Raw genomic sequence first — 16,980 nt, 5'->3', positions numbered from 1 at the left:
CAATTGCCGCCATTTGGCTGCTGACTACGCTCAGTTCCGCCGGGGGCACGGATTGGCTTCGGTTCGCGGCGCTCGTGCTGGCCGTCACGGTCCACCTCACGATCGTGCGCCGGGCCGAGGAATCGAGACGCGACGAATCCGCAGGTCCGTACTTCGACCTGACGTCGGTCTGGACTTTCGCGGCGGCGATCGTGCTGCCGCCGGGTATGGCCGTGCTGGTCGTGGTCTGGCTGCGGATCGTGCTGTGGCCGATCGCCCGGCGGCAGCCGTACCGGTTCGTGTTCACTTCCGCCCACATCGTGGCGAGCACCGTGCTCGCCGGCGCGGCGGTCCAACTGGCGGGATTCTCGCTCGCGGCCTCGGGCCGGGTCTTGACGGACCTGGCCCTGCTCGGCGTGCTGGTGCTGGTCGCCGCGCTGTACTGGTTCGTCCAGGTGCTGCTGATGACGGTGGCCCTGAAGATCGTCAACCCGCAGACGAGGTTCGTGGACTCGCTCGGCTCCCGCAACGACAACATGCTGGAGATGACGACGCTGGGCGTCGGCGCGATGCTGGGCATGCTGGTCGCCACCCACTGGGTCGCGCCGCTGCTGCTGGCCGTGCCGGTGATCCTGGTGAACGCCCTGCTGCACCGCGCGTCGGAACGCCAGGCGCACCTGGAGCGGCTGGTCGCCGAGCAGCACAAGGCGCACCTCCAGTTGACCAAGGACGCCCACACCGACTACCGCACGGGCCTGTTCAACACCAACGGGCTGAGCGAGCACGCGGGCAGGCTGACCGAGCGGTGCAAGCACGATGGCCAGCCGGTGACCGTGCTGGCGATCGACCTGGACCACTTCAAGCGCATCAACGACACCTGGGGCCACCCGGCGGGCAACGCCGTGCTGGCCGAGGTGGGCCGCATCCTGCGGGAGAAGCTCCGGCCGGGCGACGTGGCCGGCCGCGACGGCGGCGAGGAGTTCGTGGTGGTGCTCGCCGACACGGGCGTCGCGCAGGGCACGGCGATCGCCGAACGGGTCCGCGAGGCGATCGGCGAGATGTCGGTCGTGACCACCGACAAGCACCGCAACACGGTGACCCTCCGTGGCCGCAACCTGCCGCTGACCGAGGACGGCCCGGAAGTGCGGGCGATCTCGGCGTCCATCGGCGTGGCCGTGGTCCCGGACAACGGCGACAGCCTGATGGCGGCCCAGCACAGCGCCGACGCGGCCCTCTACACGGCGAAGGAGAACGGCCGCAACCAGGTCCGCGTGGCCGCCGGTATCGACCTCCACACCCGCCGCCTGCCGACCCCGAGGATGGACGAACCCGAAGTGACCCGCTCCGCCTGAGGCCACTCTCAGCGCCGACCACCCCGAACTGTCGCACCCCCGTGCTTGGCTACGAACCGGGGGCGCTCCGCATCGGGGTACGCCCGCGCAAGCCCGCCGAGGTAAGGGCCCAGGCAGCGGCAGGAGCAGCGGCCGAGACCGCCGCCAAAGCCGACACGACAGGCGGAGGCAAGGCCGAGAGCACCGAAACCAAGACCGAGACTGAGACCTAGGCTGAGGCTGAGACCGCAGTCGAGGCAGCGGCCGGGGCGTGCGGCTACCGCCCTCCGTCCGCGCGGAGGGCCTGGCGCGCGTAAGCGCGCACATCAGCATCCGAGTCATCGAGCGCCCGTTCCAGCGCATCCTTGACCTCGGGCCGAGCGACCCACTGCGTGAGTACCCGCACGGCCGCCTTTCTAACGTCCAGATTGTCGTCCTTCAGGCACGAAACCACCGGCTCAGGCACGCCGACCGCCCACACCGCACCCACCCGCACCTGCCAGGCCGGGTCGGCCAGCGCCGCCAGAGCCGGCGCGCACAGCGCGTCGAACCCGGCCCCGGCCTCCAACGCCGCCGCCCGGACCAGCGGATCGGGGTCGCCGGCCAGCGAGACCAGCACCTCCGGCCGGGCCCGCAGGCCACCCAGCCCCTTCGCCACCAGCACCCGCAGCTCGCGCTCCACGTCGGACGCCGCACCCGCCAGCACGTCCGCCGACCGCAGAGCCACCAGACCACGCACCGCCGCCGACCGGACAGCCACCGAAGGGTCGTCCAAAGCCTCGGCGTAGATCGTCTCCCGCCCGATCTTCAGCGCCCACAGCACCTCCAAGGCCACCGCCCGCGACGGCGACAGCTCCAAGGCCTCCCGCAGCTCCTCGCTCGCCGGCACGACCTCCACCAGCTCACGCAGCCCGGCCCCGGCCGCCGCACGCACCTCCGCGTCCTCGTCCGCCATCGCCCGCACCAGCGCGAACTCGAACCCGAACGGCACGGCCTCGGTCAGCAGCGCGACCGCCGCCCGCCGCACGGCGGCATCCGGATCGGCCAGGTAAGGACCGATGGTCGCCAGGTCGGGCAGCTCGTCGGTCAACGCGAGCAACTCCAGCAGCCGCCCCGACTCGACCCCGACCGAACGGCGCACCGCGGCGTCCTCCACCGCCACCACCGACACCGGACGCCCGGACAGCACCTCGACCTCCCCGGCGGGCGGCACGAACCCCTCCACCGGCACCAGGTACGGCGCCACCGGCCGCTTGACGAACTCCGTCCCACCCGCGGTCTTCCGCAGGTTCAAGTGGTAGAACCACTCCGCGTCGTCACGGGTCGGCAGGTCCACCCGGTCGTGGTAGTGCCCCCACCGGCTCTCGGTGCGGGTCAGGGACGCGTGCGCGGCCAGCTCCGCGCAGTCCCGGATGAACGTCACCTCCGCGCACCGCATCAGCTCGTGCGGCGTCCGCGCGCCCATCGCCGCGATCTCGGACGTCATCCGCACGAACGCCTCCAGCGCCAGCTCCAGCCTGGTCCCGGACTTGGGCGGCGCCACGTAGTCGTTCACGAACCGCCGCAACTTGTACTCGACCTGCGGCTGCGGCGGCCCGTCCGGGTTCCGCAACGGCCGGTAGATCAGCTCGTGCGCGTCGAGGATCTGCTCCTCGGGCAAATCCCCCGGCGGCACCAGGGAAGCAGCCGCGTCGGCCCCCGCGAGGTCACCGAACACGAACGCGCCCAGCATGTAGTTGTGCGGCACGCAGGCGAGGTCGCCGGCCGCGTACAGACCGGGGACGGTGGTGCGGCCGTTCTCGTCCACCCACACGCCGGACGCGGAATGCCCGCCGCACAGACCGATCTCGGAGATGTGCATCTCGACGTCGTGCGTCCGGTAGTCGTGCCCGCGTCCACTGTGGAACGTCCCGCGCGTGGGCCGTTCCGTGGTGTGCAGGATGTTCTCCAGCGCCGCGACGGATTCCTCGGGCAGGTGCGTGGTGCGCAGGTACACCGGTCCGCGGTCGGACGCGATCTCCGCCGCCACCTCCGCCATCATCTGCCCGGACCAGTAGTCGCAGTCCACGAACCGCTCACCGAGCGCGTTGACCTGGTACGCCCCGAAGGGGTTGCCGACGTACGCGCACGCCGGCCCGTTGTAGTCCTTGATCAGCGGGTTGACCTGGAAGCACTCGATGCCGGACAGCTCGGCCCCGGCGTGGTAGGCCATCGAGTAGCCGTCGCCGGCGTTGGTCGGGTTCTCGTACGTGCCGTAGAGGTAGCCGCTGGCGGGCAGTCCGAGCCGGCCGCACGCGCCGGTCGCGAGGACCACCGCGCCCGCCGACACCGTCACGAACTCCCCGGTGCGGGTGTTGAAGCCGACCGCGCCGACGGCCCGTCCGCCCGACACCAGCACGCGCACCGGCATGACCCGGTTCTCGATCCGGATGCGGGCGCGCATCGAGCGTTCCCGCATCACCCGGTACAGCACCTTCTTCACGTCCTTGCCTTCGGGCATCGGCAGGACGTACGAGCCGGACCGGTGCACCTGGCGGACGTGGTACTCCCCCGCCGCGTCCTTCTCGAACTTCACGCCGTACCGCTCCAGCCGGCGCACCATGTCGTAGCCGCGGGTCGCGGTCTGCATCACGGTGCGCTGGTCCACGATGCCGTCGTTGGCGCGGGTGATCTCGGCGACGTAGTCGGTCGGCGACGCTTTCCCCGGTATGACGGCGTTGTTGACACCGTCCATGCCCATCGCCAGCGCGCCGGAGTGCCGCACGTGGGCCTTCTCCAGCAACAGCACCGATCGCCCGTGCTCGGCGGCGGTGATGGCGGCCATCGACCCGGCCGTGCCGCCGCCGATCACCAGCACGTCACAGGACAGCGCAACCCGTTGCGCGGCAGGGGGGATCTCCATCAGCCCTGCACCGCCGCCAGGATCGCCTCGCGCCGCACGTCGACCTCGCCGGCGCCGAGCACCACCACCCGGTCGCCCAGCAGCACGGCCTCGTCCACGTCGTGCGTGACGAAGATCGTCGTAGTCCCGGTCTCCCGCAACACCTCGACCACCAACTCCTGCATCGCCCCGCGCGTCCGGGCGTCCAGCGCGCCGAACGGCTCGTCCATCAACACCAGCCTGGGCCCCTGGGCCAACGTCCTCGCGAGCTGCACGCGCTGGCGCATCCCGCCGGACAGCTCACGCGGCAGGTACCGCTCGAACGCGGCCAGCCCGACCCGGTCCAGCCAGCCACGCGCACGTTCGCGTCGCTCCACTTTGGACACTCCTTGCAACGCCAGCGGCAGCTCGACGTTCCGCAACGCGCTGCGCCACGGCAACAGCCCGTCGTCCTGGAACACCAGCGCCCGGTCCCGCGAAGTGCCGCGCACCGGCACGCCGTCCACCAGCACCTGCCCCGACACGATCGGCAGCAGACCGGCGACCGCGCGCAGCAGGGTCGACTTGCCGCACCCGGACGGACCGGCCACGACCAGGATCTCGCCGTCCGAGATCGTCAAGTCCAAGTCCCGCAACACCGACGACCGCCCGTACCCCACGGTCAGCCCCTCGATCCGCACGCTCATGCCCGCGCCTCCCGGGGCAGCCAGCGGGTGGCGCGGCGGCCGAGCAGCTCCACGGCCGAGGACGTCAGCCAGCCCAGCAGGCCGATGGTGATCATGCCGACGATCACGCCGGGGTAGTCCACCACCGTGTACGCCTGCCACGTCCGGTAGCCGACGCCGAACTGCCCGGAGATCATCTCGGCGGAGATGACGCAGATCCACGACACCCCCATCCCCACCGACAACCCGCCGAACACGCCGGGCAGCGTGCCCGGCAGCACGACCTTCACCAGCACCTGCCACCGGCTGCCGCCCATGGTGCGGATCGCGTCCTCCCAGATGGTCGGCAACGCCCGCACCGCGTGCCGCGTGCTGACCAGGATCGGGAAGAACGCGGCCACGAACGTGATGAACACGATGCCCTGCTCGTCGGTCGGGAACAGCAGGATCGCGATGGGCACCAGCGCGATGGCCGGGATGGGCCGCACCACTTCCAGCAGCGGCTGCACGAGGTCGCCCAGCAGCCGCGACCGCGCCACCGCGACACCGAGCGCCGTGCCGAGCACGGCCGCCAGCAGGAACCCTGTCCCGATCCGCGCCAAGCTGCTCGCCAGGTCCTCGTAGTACTCCGGCAGGAGCACCTGCCGCGCGAACCGTTCCGCCACCTCCACCACGGTCGGCAACTGGTCGAACCGCAGCCACACCCGCGCGCCGGTGGCCGTCAACACCTGCCACAGCAGCAATCCCGCCGCGAGCGACACCGCCCGCAGCACCCACCGCCCCGACATCACACGCCTGCCAGCGCCTGCTCGTAGGTCAGCACCACGCCGCGCTCCGCCGCCGCCGCCTCCGTCGTGAACGGCAGGAGCCTGTCGCCCTCACGCACCCAGTGGGCGTGCTCGGCGAACCACCGCGTGCCGGTCCCGGCGTCCGGCACGTACGCCACCCGCACCTTCCGGCCCGCCTGCTTGATCTGCTTGAGCAGGCAGTCCGGCGTCGCCGCCGGGTGCGTGGCCTCCTCGCCGTCGAACCACACCTCGCCGGCCGTCGCGGGGTCGGAGACCTCGACACCACAGGCCTTGTCGACGCCCGTGATGCGCGCCGGGTTGACGAGGTCGTCCGTGCCGCCGCCGACGGCGGCCTTGAGCGGACCGTCGTCGATGAACTTCCCGACGTCGAGTTCCTCGATGTTGCCGATCGACGCGAGGAACGGGACGTCGTCCTGCAACGCCTTGCGCAGCACCGGCTTCAGCGACAGGTCGAACGTCGCGATCCCGTTCGGGCCGTTGTAGAGGTAGACCACCTCGGGCGGCAGGCCGGTCGAGCGGGCGACCGATTTCGCGGCCTCCAACGGCTTCTCGTGCAGGTACTTCGTCGCGTCCTGCTGCGCCCGCAGGAACTCCGCCAGCACTTCGGGCCGCGCGGTCGCGAACGGCTTGCGCACCACGACCCCGTGCAGCGTCGGGAAGTTCAGCGCCGCGCCGTCGTAGAGCAGTTTGGCCTGCTTGTCGAACACCAGTTGCCCCGGCCACGCCACGAACTGCGACAGCGCCTCGACTCCACCACCCTGCAACGCCGACGCGCCGACCGACGGCTGCTGGTTCTCCACCGTCACGCCGATGTCGCCCAACGCCCGGACCAGCGTGCCGTGCCCGGCGGACCCGACGCTGGCGGACACCCTGCGGCCCTTGAGGTCGGCGAGCGTCTTCGCCGGCGAGTCCGGCCGCACCACCACCATGTTGAGCGCGCCGCGCGGGTTGTAGCCGGTGACCGACACCATCCGGGTGCCCTCGTCGCCCTGCTTCCGCGTGCGGGAACCGTTGATCAGCAGCGGGTAGTCGCCCATCGACCCGATATCGATCTTGCCGGCGATCATCTGCGCGGTGATCGGCGCCCCGGTGTCGTAGTCCTGCCAGGTGACCTCGTACTTGCGGCCGGTCGCGCGGCCCAGCTCGGCCAGCCGCCGCTCGAAGAAGCCCAGTTCCCGCAACAGGGTGCCGGCGGTCACCGTGTTGATCGTCTTGGACTGGTACCCGATCACGACGGACACGGCGTCGCTCGACGCCTCGCCCGTGCCGCACGCCGCGACGGCCACCGCGGCCAGCGCCGCGGCCAGGAGCTTGCGCATCACCAGGAGTCCTCTCACCGCAGCAGGTAGGGCATGTTGATCTCGACCGCGCCGGTGGGGCAGCGGGCCGCGCACGGGCCGCAGTACCAGCACTCGTCCACGTGCATGTAGGCCTTGTCGGTCTCCGGGTGGATGGCCAGCGAGTCGAGCGGGCACATGTCCACGCACAGCCTGCACCCGTCGATGCAGAGCGATTCGTCGATGGTCACCGGCACGTCGACGCGGTTGTTCACCAGAGCCACTTCGCGCTCCCTTTTCTCCGGGCCGACTTCAGGCGCCCGAGCCTGCCGCGACGGGGTCGCAGCGATCCAATACGGTGCTCATGGTCAGGCGGTCGCCGCGCATCCGGATGAACTCCAGGTCCACCGGGCGGCCGTCGGCGAAGTGGCTCAGCCGCTCCACCACCAGCAGCGCCGCGCCCCTGGGCACTTCCAGCACGGCGGACGAGTGCAGGTCGGCGTTGACGGCTTCCAGGGTCATGGCGGCGGCGCCGAGGCGCTGCCCGGAGGTCTGCTCGATCAGCGAGAAGATGTCGCGGTTGCGGAGGTCCTCGTCCAGCAGCGGACGGCCGACGTCCATCGCCAGGTAGGTCAGGTCCAGCGACAGCGGCAGGCCGTTGAGCCGGCGCAGCCGCTCGACGTAGACGACCTGCTCGCCGTCGGCGAGCCGAAGCCGTTGCGCCACCGAGGAAGGCGGTTTGATCGGCCCGGCCGCGCGGATGTCGTTGGCGACCTCGCCGTGCTCGTGCAGGGTCTCCGCCAGACCCATCAGCCGGGTGAGGCCGTGCGGGTACTTCTCGGTCACCACCACGGTCCCCACTCCGGGCACGCGTTCGATCAGGCCCTCTTCACGCAGCAGGTCCAGCGCCTCGCGGATGGTGTTGCGGGACGCCGAGAACTCGGCGGCGAGGAACCGCTCGTCGGGGAGGACGCCGGCCGGGAAGGCCCGGCGCACGACCTGCCGGCGGATCACGTCGGCCGCCTGCCGCGCCCGGTCGGCGCGCAGACGCCGTTCCGGGGCGCTGCTCATGCGGCACAGTCTGGGTCACCGACCGCGAACGGCTCGTTACGCGACGATTACGCCACCCAGGTCAGCCCGTGTGCGGGCGCTGACCTGCGCAAGCCCGGACGCGGGCAGCCCGTTCCGCCACTGGAGGACCGTCCCACCCAGTGGACACCCCGGATCAGGCCTCCGCGCGGGACCGGGAGCCGCCGAAAGCTCGGCATACGAGGTATATCAGGAAAGAGACCGCCGTGACGAACGCGCTCACCGGCACGCCCGGCGCGAGCGACAGCAGGATGCCGAGCAGCACGGCCGCTTCGGCGAACACCACGGCCAGCACGGTCGCCTTGACCGGCGACGCCGTGACCCGGCCCGCCGCGGCGGCGGGGGTGATCATCAGCGACAAGACGAGCAGCGCGCCGACGATCTGCACGCTCAACGCCGTCGCGATCCCGACCAGCACGGCGAAGACCACCGCGAGCGTGCGGACCGGGACGCCCCGGGCCGTGGCCACGGCGGCGTCCACCGAGGCGAAGTGCAACGGCCGGTAGATGAACGCGAGGACCGCGAGCACGGCGACCGACGAGCCGATCAGCAGCCACAGGTCGGTCGAGCCGACGCTGACGATCTGCCCGGTGAGCAGGCCGAACTTGTTCGCCGACCGTCCTTTGTAGAGGTACAGGAACAGCACGCCGAGACCGAGCCCGAACGCCAGGATCGCGCCGATCACCGAGTCCCGGTCCGAGTCGCGCCGCGACAGCAGGCCCAGCAGCAGCGCCGCCACCACGGAACCGGCCAGCGCGCCGTAGCCGACGCCGACGCCCACCAGCAGGGCCGCCGCGCCGCCGGTGAACGCCAGCTCGGACGTGCCGTGCACCGCGAACGCCATCTTGCGGGTGACCACCAGCGGGCCGAGCAAGCCGGCCACCACGCCGAGCACCGCGCCCGCGATCAGCATCTGCTGGACGAAGCCGTACCCGAGCAGCTCGAAGGTCAGCGGCAGGTCGAAGAAGTTCTCCATCAGTCCTCATCCGCCACGTGGTGCGGTTCGTCCTCGCACACGTGCTGCGCGCCGACCACGTGGATCTGGTCGCGCACCCGGACCACCTCGACGTTCGTGCGGTACAGCTCGGACAGCGTCGCCGAGGTCATCACCTCGGCCGGCGTGCCGACCCGGAACCGGCCCTCCACCAGGTACAGCACCCGGTCGACCAGCGGCAGGACCGGGTTGATCTCGTGGGTCACGAACAGCACGGCGGTGCCGGCCTCCCGGCGCCGCCGGTCGATCAGGTCGCTGACCACCCGCTGGTGCGCGAGGTCGAGCGACAGCAGCGGCTCGTCGCAGAGCAGCACCTCGGGGTCGCCGACCAGGGCCTGCGCCACCCGCAGCCGCTGCTGCTCGCCGCCGGACAGCAGGCCGACCGGCTCGTCCGCGTACCGGGTCGCGCCGACCGAGGCCAGCGCCTCGTCCACCCTGGCGCGCCGCTCCTTGCGACCGCGCCAGCCCAGGCCCCAGGTGTGCCCGTCCAGGCCGAACCCGACCAAGTCGCGGCCACGCAGCGTGAGCGACGCGTCGACCGCGCGCTGCTGCGGGATGTACCCGATGCGCCGGTTGCCGCCCGCGACGTGCACCGTGCCGCCGGACAGCGGCTGGAGGCCGAGCAGCACCCGCATGAGGCTGGTCTTGCCCGACCCGTTGGGCCCGAGCACGGCCACGAACTCGCCCGGCGCGACGTCCAGGTCCAGCCCGTCCCACAGCACGCGGTCGCCATAGGACAGCCGGGCCCCGCGCAACGCCACCGCGCCGCGCACGGACGTGTCCGTCACCTGTGCGGTCATCCGCGCAGTGCCCCCGCCAGCGCGTCGACCTGCTTCGTCATCCAATCAAGGTAACCCGTCACGCCCTCCGGCAACGTCTCGGTGACCTCGACGACGGGCACGCCGGTCTGGCCGGCCTTCTCCACGACCTGCTTGACCGCGGTGTTCTCGGTCTGGACGTTGTTCACGACCGCCGTGACCTGCTTCTGTTCCACCAGTCGGGTGACCTCGGCCAGCGCGGCGGCGGGGATGTCCGTCTCGCCCTCCACGGCCTCGCTGAACGTGTCGGGCGTCGCGTTCTCCACGCCGGCGGCGTCCAGCAGGTAGTGCGCGACGGCCTCGGTCTCCAGCACCTTCTTGCCCTTGCCCACGCCCTCGATGCGCTTGCGCAGGTCATCGACCTTCTGCCCGAAGTCGGCGGCGTTGGCCCGGAAGGCGTCCTGCTTGTCCGGCGCGATCTCGGACAGGTCGGCGGCGGCCTGGTCGGCGACCTTGCGCACGGTCTCCAGGTCGTACCAGACGTGCTCGTTGACCGCGTGGTCGTGCGGCTCGGCGCCGGTCTCGGGCTCCGCGTGGTCGGAGGCCTTGCCGGACAGCGGGAACGTCTCGATCTTCTTCGCGCCCTCGGTCTCCGCGGTCAGCAGGGTGGCGAAGAAGTCGTCGTAGCCGCCGCCGTTGAAGATGACCAGCTTGGCGTCCTTCACGGCGGCCACGTCGGACGGCTTGCTGTTGTAGGAGTGCGGGTCGCCGGACGGGTCGCTGATGATGGCGGTGACCTCGACCTCGTCGCCGCCGACGGCCTTCACGACGCTGCCCCACACGTTCGTGGAGGCGACGACCTTGATCTTGCCGTTGGCCGTGGTGGTGGCCGGGGTGCCGCCGCAGGCGGTGAGGGCGACGGCGGTCACGGCGGCCACCGCGCCGAGCATCGCGTTACGGACGGTCATGGTGGTGCTCCTCGACAGGCTGATTCATCGGCAATGGAAACCGTTGTCGAGTTCAGTTTAGAACGTTCCGCCACCTGGATGTCCACCGACCGGGTGTTTCTGGTCTTTTCACGGGGTCCGGGACACGCCTGAGGGCCACCTCCGGCCGGGGGAGGTGGCCCTCAGGCGGGCACGTGTCAGCCGGTCAGGCGGGCGCCCGACTCCGGGTGGAACAGGTGGACCTCGGTGGCGTCCCGGACCGCGACCTTCACGGTCTGGCCCAGGGCCGGCGGCGTGCGGCCGTCCACGCGGACCACGAACCGCTCCGACGCGGCGCCGATCCGCACCGCGCCGTGCACGAGCGCGTCCGCGCCCAGCTCCTCGACCAGTTCGACGACCATCTCCATGCCCGGACCCTGCGAGCCGACCAGCGCCAGCGACTCCGGCCGGATGCCGAACGTGACCTCGGCGAGGCCCTCGGCGGCGGCGGCGTCCAGCGCGCGGCGCTCCAGCGGGACCACGATGCCGTCGAGCTTCGCGCCCTCGGCGGTCAGCGGGACGGTCTTGAGGTTCATGGCGGGCGAGCCCATGAACCCGGCGACGAACGCGTTGCCCGGCTTGTCGTACAGGGCGCGCGGGGTGTCGCACTGCTGGAGCAGGCCGTCCTTCAGCACGGCGACCCGGTGGCCCATGGTCATGGCCTCCACCTGGTCGTGCGTCACGTAGATGGTGGTGGTGCCCAGGCGCTGCTGGAGGGCCGCGATGTTCGCGCGGGTCTCGACGCGGAGCTTGGCGTCCAGGTTGGACAGCGGCTCGTCCATCAGGAAGACGGAGGGCTCGCGGACGATCGCGCGGCCCATCGCGACCCGCTGGCGCTGGCCGCCGGACAGCGCCTTCGGCTTGCGGTCCAGGTACTTGGTCAGGTCGAGCATCTTGGCCGCCTCGGCGACCTTCTGCTTGATCTCGGCCTTGTTGACGCCGCGCAGCTTGAGCGCGAAGCCCATGTTCTCGGCGACCGTCATGTGCGGGTAGAGGGCGTAGGACTGGAACACCATGGCGATGTCCCGACCCTTCGGCGGCACGTTGGTGACGTCCTTGCCGCCGATCCGGATGGCGCCCTCGTCCACGTCCTCCAGGCCGGCGAGCATCCGCAGGGCGGTCGACTTGCCCGACCCCGACGGCCCGACGAGCACCAGGAACTCGCCGTCGGAGACGTCGAGCGACAGTTCGTCGACCGCGCGGACCGGCGGGCTGCCGGAGAAGACCCGCGACGCTTTGACGTAGGCGACCTCAGCCATGGAACGCACCTTTCACCAGCCAAGCTTTGGCGCAACGTTATGGATTGCAAGCGCTTACGGGAACAGGTGCATTGGTCTACTTTTCGGCCGTCAGCCCTTCACCGCGCCCGACGACAGGCCCGTCACCAGGAACCGCTGCACCAGGTAGAACACGACGATCGCCGGGATGGCGACCAGGATCGACGCGGCGGCCAGGTGACCCCACTCGGTCCGGTTCTGCTGCACGAACACCTGCAGGCCGACGGCGAGCGTCTTCGACTCGTCCGCCGCCGACAGGAACGCCGACGCGAACGCCACCTCGCCCCAGGCGGTCAGGAAGGCGTAGAACGCGGTGACCGCCAGGCCCGGCCGGGCGAGCGGCATGACCAGCCGCCAGAACACCCCGAACGGCGACAGGCCGTCGACCCGGCCGGCCTCGTCGATGTCCGTCGGGATGGTGTCGAAGTAGCCCTTCAGCATGTACGTGCAGAACGGCACGGCGGTCGTGCAGTACACCAGCACCAGGCCGAAGCCGGTCCCTTGCAGGCCGAGGGACAGCAGGATGTTGTACAGCGGCACGATCAGCACCGCGAACGGGAACATCTGCACCACGAGGAACGACAGCATCAGCGAGCGCTTGCCGGGGAACCGGAACCGCGACGCCGCGTAGCCCGTGGTCGCCGACAGGAAGACCGCGATCACCGTCGTCATCAGGGCGATGAGGATCGAGTTGCCGAACCACGCCAGGAAGTTCCCCTTGTCCCCGGACAGGATGCGCACGTAGTTGTCCACACTGGACTCGTTGACCAGCTTCGGCGTCGTCTCCACGGCCCGCGCGTCCGGCTTGAACGACGTCACCAGCACCCAGAACACCGGGAACACCGCGATCAGCGACGCGCCGATCAGCGCGGCGTGCAGGGCGACGCTCGCGGCTGTGGAGCGTTCGCTGCGCTTGAGCGGACGCCGGGGTTGGGCCACCTTGAGGGAAACGGCTTCGACCGTCATCACCACACCTCGCCTTGCCTGCGCAGGGCCCGCCGGTAGACGCTCGCGAACACGAGCAGGACGGACAGGATCAGCACGCCGTAGGTCGACGCGACCGCGTAGTCGCGGGACGCGCCGGAGAAGAACCGCTCGAACGCGTAGGTCACCAGGATGCGGGTGTTCGGGTTGGGGCCGGTGATCAGGTAGATCACGGCGAACATGTTGAACGTCCAGATGATGCCCAGCAGCACCACCGTGCTGGACACGGACTGGAGGCCGGGCAGCGTGACGTGCCGGAACCGCTGCCACGCGCTCGCCCCGTCCATCTCGGCCGCCTCGTAGAGGTCGCCGGGGATGGCTTGGAGGCCGCCCAGGAGGGCCACCATCATGAACGGCACGCCCAGCCAGACGTTGACGATGATCACCGCCACCAGGGCCCAGTCGGACTGGCCCAGCCAGATCGGGTCCGGCAGGCCCAGGGCGCGGAGGAACTGGTTGATGATCCCGTACTGGGCGTTGAACATGTACTTCCAGGCGAACGCGCTGATGAACGCCGGGACCGCCCAGGGGAGGATCAGCAGCACCCGGTAGAGGGCTCGGGCCTTCACCTGCCGGTTGAGGAGCATCGCCAGGCCCAGGCCGATCGTGTAGTGGCAGAGCACGCAGCCGAACGTCCAGATCAGGGTGCGGAGCAGGGTGGACCAGAACGCGCCGAAGCTCGGGTCGCCGGAGAGGACGTTCAGGTAGTTGGTCAGGCCTACGCTTGTGTAGGTGGCGGGGCGGTTCAGGATCGGGTTGGCGATGTTGCCTTCGTTGATGTCGGTGAAGGTGAAGAAGACGCCTTGGGCCAAGGGGTACAGCACCAGCACGGCGATGACCACCACCACTGGCAGCACCATCGCGTACGCGTACCAGTGTCGGGTCAGGAACCTGCGCACTGTCGCCTCCTTGTGGGGTGGGTGCTGGGTTGTCCACAGAGTCTGAGGGGTTGTCCACAGGGCTGGCTTGGACGGCCGGTTTTGTCGTGGTCCTTTGGTTGGATGCACGCAGGGGTGCCCAGGTCGGGGGGACGCCTGCGTTCGCTTGTCCACGGGGTTGGGCGTGGGTTGGGGCGTGGGTTGGGGCGTGGATCGCTGGCTCGTGACGAAGAGCGCGCTCGCCGCTGGGCTGGCCGCCAAGGATGATCACAAAAGCAGGACTCGGGCGTCGTGTCATCCCCGTATGGCCTGGTCAAAGACCACCACCCTTGTCCAGGGAGCGCAAGCGAAAAGCGTGCTTGCACTCCCTGGACAAGCGCGGTTCCCTGCGGGCAGGCCATACGGGGATGACACGCAGCCCAACCGGGGGTGTGCGCTGCGCGCGGCTGGTGCGGGTGCGGCGGTCTGGTGCGGGGGGTCTGGGTGCGGCTGGGCTGGCGCGGTGTGTGTGGGTGGGTTGTAGTCAGTCGATGGTGTAGTCGGTGACTACCTGGTCCTTGTAGGCCTTTGCGACCTCGTCCAGGGCCGTCTTCGCGTCCTTCTTCCCCGCCAGTACGTCGGCGTAGGCGATCTTCAGCGGGTCGAACAGTTGGCCGCCCTCTGGGATCCAGGGGCGGGCGTGGGCGTTGGTTGCTACTGGTTGGAAGGCTGAGACGATTTCGTTCGCCTTGACGTCCGCGTTGTCGTAGGCCGACTTCCGGGTGGGGAGGAGGCCCAGTTCCTTCGCGATCCTGACTTGTGACTCTGTGCTGCTCAGGCAGGCGATGAGCTTGGTCGACGAGTCCTTCGCCTTGGTGCCCTGGCGGATGACGTAGTCGTGGCCGCCTACCGGGGCCGAGCCCTTGCCCGCCGACTCGCCCGGCACGGGGGCGATGCCCAGGTTCGTCTTGTCCGCGAACGCCGTGCCCTTGAGGTAGTCCCCTACCGACCACGGGCCGTTGATCACCATTGCCACTTCGCCGCCGGAGAACGCCGCCTGCATGTTGTTGTAGGAGTTCGCCGGGTCGAGGGCGGTGGAGGCTGACTTCGTGTCTAGCAGGCCCTTTGCGGTTTCGAGGGCCTTCACGTTTTCCGGGGAGTTGACGACGATCTTCTTCGCCGACGCGTCCACGAGGTCGCCGCCCGCGCCGTAGATGAACGGCAGGGCGTAGTAGGCGTCGTTGTTGATGAAGATGGTCTTCTCGCCGCCCAGTTTCGTGGCGGCCGTCTTGACCTCGTCCCACGTCTTCGGGGGTGCCACGCCCGCGTCGGCGAGCTTCTTCTTGTTGTAGAACAGCGCCAGCGAGTCGGTCACCTGCGGGACGCCGTAGGACCTGCCCTCGTACTTGGTCGAGCCGAGCGGGGTGGCCAGGTAGTCGCCGGTGTCCTTGCCCAGGTCGGTGTCGGTCAGGTCCACGAGGTAGCCGAGCTTCGCCAGTTGGGGCACCCAGGCGACTTCGGCGCGGAACACGTCGGGGCCCTGGCCGCCCTGCGCGGCGGTCTTGTAGTTGTTCAGAGCCTGGTCGAAGGCGACCACCTCGGTGTTGACCTTGAATCCGCCCTTGGTGGCGCACTCCTGCGCGATCTTGCTGAACACCGGGCTCTCGTTCGGGCCGCTGGTGTCCCAGAAGGTGACTTCGCCGCTGTCGGTCGCCGCGCCGCCGCCACCGCCGCCGCACGCGGTGAGGACTAGGGCGCCGGTCATGCCGGCTGCCACGGCGGTCATGAGGCTGGTACGTCGCATCGTTGCTGTCGTCCCTCCTGCCGGCCTCATCGCGATGAGGGTGTTGCAAGAACTTGCGAAATTGCTGACGCGGATTTCATACCTCCGACCAGTGTCGGGTCAAGGGGCTTGACGTAACCAAGCCGTAACGGAGCCGGTCTGCCGGGCGATGGAGCAGTGGGCGTTGCAAAAACTTGCCACGCCCGGCAGGCTGCACGTCGTCCCACGATCGTCACGCTAGGAGGCACGGTGTCCGGACTGTCCGAGATCGCCAGGGCAGCCGGGGTGAGCATCTCCACGGTCAGCCGGGTGCTCAACCGCCGAGCGGGTGTCAACGAGGAGACCCGCCAGCGCGTGCTGGCGGTGCTCGCGGAGATGCCGTACACGCCGCGCGGGTTGGGGGCCTTGCAGCGGACCGGGGTGATCGGGCTGCTCGTGCCCGAGTTGTCCAACCCGGTGTTCCCCGCGTTCGCCGAGGCGCTGGAGGTGCGGGCCGCCCGGCTCGGGTACTCGTCGCTGCTGTGCAACACCCGTGCCACCGGGTCGGCCGCCATGGGTGAGGAGGAGTACGTCCGGATGCTCCTCGCGCGGGGTGTCGAGGGCATGGTGTTCGTGTCGCCGGAGATCACCAACGTCGAAGTGCCGCTCGGGCAGGCGCCGCGTCCCAGCTACTACGCCAAGCTGCTCGCCGACGGCGTGCACATGGTGTTCCTGAACGGGGCGACCCCCTCGCTGGACGTGCCGGACGTGACCGTCGACGAGCAGCACGCCGGCTACGCGGCGACCCGGCACCTGGTGGAACTCGGGCACCGGCGGATCGGCTTCGTGTCGGGGCCGGCGCGGTCGCTGCCGTCGCGGTTGAAGCGGGCGGGCTGGTCGGCGGCGCTGGAGGAGGACGGGCTGCCCGCCGACGCGGAGTTCGTGGCGCACGCGCCGTTCGGGCCGGAGGGCGGTGCGGCGGCGACGGCCGCGCTGCTGGACACCGTGCGGCCGACGGCGGTGATCTGCTCGTCCGACCACATGGCGATCGGCGTGTTGCGGGAAGCGCACCGGCGGGGGCTGTCGGTGCCCCGCGACCTGTCGGTGGTCGGCTTCGACGACATCCCGCTCGCGTCCTACTGCTCGCCGTCGCTGACCACGCTGGCCCAGCCGATCGAGGAGATGGCGGCGGCGGCCGTGGACGAGTTGGTGCACCGGCTGGACCCCGATCGGCGCAAGCGGCCGGCGGGCAACTACATGCGGGTGTTCCGCCCGAAGCTGGTCGTCCGGGAGTCTTCCGCGCCGCCACCACCCGCCTAATTGGTCTGGAC

General features: G+C 70.2%; 15 protein-coding genes. 2 read left to right on the top strand and 13 right to left on the bottom strand.

Annotated elements, in window-relative coordinates; genetic code table 11:
- Window positions 1–74 precede the first annotated feature (74 nt).
- Window positions 75–1,331, top strand: a complete 1,257-nt coding sequence (locus ACQPZF_RS02065; protein ID WP_433267647.1) for a GGDEF domain-containing protein — start codon at window positions 75–77, stop codon at window positions 1,329–1,331.
- A gap of 256 nt (window positions 1,332–1,587) precedes the next feature.
- Here ACQPZF_RS02065 and ACQPZF_RS02060 read toward each other — a convergent pair whose 3' ends face one another.
- The 13 genes from ACQPZF_RS02060 to ACQPZF_RS02000 form a co-directional block, all read right to left on the bottom strand.
- Entirely contained in the window at window positions 1,588–4,212 is a 2,625-nt protein-coding gene (locus ACQPZF_RS02060; RefSeq protein WP_433267645.1) for a fumarate reductase/succinate dehydrogenase flavoprotein subunit, read from the bottom strand.
- On the bottom strand, window positions 4,212–4,877 hold the full coding sequence (locus tag ACQPZF_RS02055; RefSeq protein ID WP_433267643.1) for an ABC transporter ATP-binding protein: 666 nt from the start codon (window positions 4,875–4,877) through the stop codon (window positions 4,212–4,214). Before ACQPZF_RS02055 ends, ACQPZF_RS02060 begins: the two co-directional genes overlap by 1 nt.
- On the bottom strand, window positions 4,874–5,644 hold the full coding sequence (locus ACQPZF_RS02050; protein ID WP_433267642.1) for an ABC transporter permease: 771 nt from the start codon (window positions 5,642–5,644) through the stop codon (window positions 4,874–4,876). The genes ACQPZF_RS02055 and ACQPZF_RS02050 overlap by 4 nt, the downstream gene beginning before the upstream one ends.
- Window positions 5,644–6,984, bottom strand: a complete 1,341-nt coding sequence (locus ACQPZF_RS02045; RefSeq protein ID WP_433267640.1) for an ABC transporter substrate-binding protein — start codon at window positions 6,982–6,984, stop codon at window positions 5,644–5,646. Before ACQPZF_RS02045 ends, ACQPZF_RS02050 begins: the two co-directional genes overlap by 1 nt.
- Window positions 6,985–6,998: 14 nt before the next feature.
- Window positions 6,999–7,226 (bottom strand): indolepyruvate ferredoxin oxidoreductase subunit alpha, encoded by a 228-nt coding sequence (locus ACQPZF_RS02040; protein ID WP_433267638.1) that lies wholly within the window; start codon window positions 7,224–7,226, stop codon window positions 6,999–7,001.
- Between the two features lie 28 nt (window positions 7,227–7,254).
- Window positions 7,255–8,013: a GntR family transcriptional regulator gene (locus tag ACQPZF_RS02035; RefSeq protein ID WP_433267636.1), complete on the bottom strand. Its 759-nt coding sequence runs from the start codon at window positions 8,011–8,013 to the stop codon at window positions 7,255–7,257.
- Between the two features lie 154 nt (window positions 8,014–8,167).
- The gene (locus ACQPZF_RS02030; protein ID WP_433267634.1) at window positions 8,168–9,007 is read right to left on the bottom strand and encodes a metal ABC transporter permease; all 840 of its coding nucleotides are present in this window, start codon (window positions 9,005–9,007) and stop codon (window positions 8,168–8,170) included.
- Window positions 9,007–9,825 (bottom strand): metal ABC transporter ATP-binding protein, encoded by an 819-nt coding sequence (locus tag ACQPZF_RS02025; RefSeq protein ID WP_433267632.1) that lies wholly within the window; start codon window positions 9,823–9,825, stop codon window positions 9,007–9,009. Before ACQPZF_RS02025 ends, ACQPZF_RS02030 begins: the two co-directional genes overlap by 1 nt.
- Window positions 9,822–10,751 (bottom strand): metal ABC transporter solute-binding protein, Zn/Mn family, encoded by a 930-nt coding sequence (locus ACQPZF_RS02020; RefSeq protein ID WP_433267630.1) that lies wholly within the window; start codon window positions 10,749–10,751, stop codon window positions 9,822–9,824. The genes ACQPZF_RS02025 and ACQPZF_RS02020 overlap by 4 nt, the downstream gene beginning before the upstream one ends.
- Window positions 10,752–10,927: 176 nt before the next feature.
- A complete protein-coding gene (locus ACQPZF_RS02015) occupies window positions 10,928–12,028 on the bottom strand; it encodes an ABC transporter ATP-binding protein (RefSeq protein WP_433267628.1) in 1,101 nt (366 codons plus the stop codon).
- A gap of 90 nt (window positions 12,029–12,118) precedes the next feature.
- Complete coding sequence (locus ACQPZF_RS02010; protein ID WP_433267625.1) at window positions 12,119–13,012, bottom strand: sugar ABC transporter permease; 894 nt, start codon at window positions 13,010–13,012, stop codon at window positions 12,119–12,121.
- Window positions 13,012–13,929, bottom strand: coding sequence for a carbohydrate ABC transporter permease (locus ACQPZF_RS02005; RefSeq protein WP_433267624.1), 918 nt, complete (start codon window positions 13,927–13,929; stop codon window positions 13,012–13,014). Before ACQPZF_RS02005 ends, ACQPZF_RS02010 begins: the two co-directional genes overlap by 1 nt.
- A 502-nt stretch (window positions 13,930–14,431) precedes the next feature.
- Window positions 14,432–15,691 carry an extracellular solute-binding protein gene (locus ACQPZF_RS02000; protein ID WP_433267622.1) on the bottom strand — a complete coding sequence of 420 codons (1,260 nt, stop codon included), beginning with the start codon at window positions 15,689–15,691 and terminating at the stop codon, window positions 14,432–14,434.
- Window positions 15,692–15,919: 228 nt separating this feature from the next.
- Between ACQPZF_RS02000 and ACQPZF_RS01995 the strand changes: the two genes are divergently transcribed.
- Complete coding sequence (locus ACQPZF_RS01995; RefSeq protein WP_433267620.1) at window positions 15,920–16,969, top strand: LacI family DNA-binding transcriptional regulator; 1,050 nt, start codon at window positions 15,920–15,922, stop codon at window positions 16,967–16,969.
- Window positions 16,970–16,980: the final 11 nt, after the last annotated feature.

It is taken from the genome of Actinosynnema sp. CS-041913, from assembly GCF_050942485.1.
GTDB lineage: Bacteria > Actinomycetota > Actinomycetes > Mycobacteriales > Pseudonocardiaceae > Actinosynnema.
Note: the sequence above shows the minus strand (reverse complement) of the source record. Positions and strands in the feature narration are given on the sequence as shown.

Coding starts and splice junctions, on each gene's coding strand:
- ACQPZF_RS02060 (WP_433267645.1), bottom strand. CDS start 4,212: ATGGAGATCCCCCCTGCCGCGCAACGGGTTGCGCTGTCCTGTGACGTG.
- ACQPZF_RS02055 (WP_433267643.1), bottom strand. CDS start 4,877: ATGAGCGTGCGGATCGAGGGGCTGACCGTGGGGTACGGGCGGTCGTCG.
- ACQPZF_RS02050 (WP_433267642.1), bottom strand. CDS start 5,644: ATGTCGGGGCGGTGGGTGCTGCGGGCGGTGTCGCTCGCGGCGGGATTG.
- ACQPZF_RS02045 (WP_433267640.1), bottom strand. CDS start 6,984: ATGCGCAAGCTCCTGGCCGCGGCGCTGGCCGCGGTGGCCGTCGCGGCG.
- ACQPZF_RS02035 (WP_433267636.1), bottom strand. CDS start 8,013: ATGAGCAGCGCCCCGGAACGGCGTCTGCGCGCCGACCGGGCGCGGCAG.
- ACQPZF_RS02030 (WP_433267634.1), bottom strand. CDS start 9,007: ATGGAGAACTTCTTCGACCTGCCGCTGACCTTCGAGCTGCTCGGGTAC.
- ACQPZF_RS02025 (WP_433267632.1), bottom strand. CDS start 9,825: ATGACCGCACAGGTGACGGACACGTCCGTGCGCGGCGCGGTGGCGTTG.
- ACQPZF_RS02020 (WP_433267630.1), bottom strand. CDS start 10,751: ATGACCGTCCGTAACGCGATGCTCGGCGCGGTGGCCGCCGTGACCGCC.
- ACQPZF_RS02015 (WP_433267628.1), bottom strand. CDS start 12,028: ATGGCTGAGGTCGCCTACGTCAAAGCGTCGCGGGTCTTCTCCGGCAGC.
- ACQPZF_RS02010 (WP_433267625.1), bottom strand. CDS start 13,012: ATGACGGTCGAAGCCGTTTCCCTCAAGGTGGCCCAACCCCGGCGTCCG.
- ACQPZF_RS02000 (WP_433267622.1), bottom strand. CDS start 15,691: ATGCGACGTACCAGCCTCATGACCGCCGTGGCAGCCGGCATGACCGGC.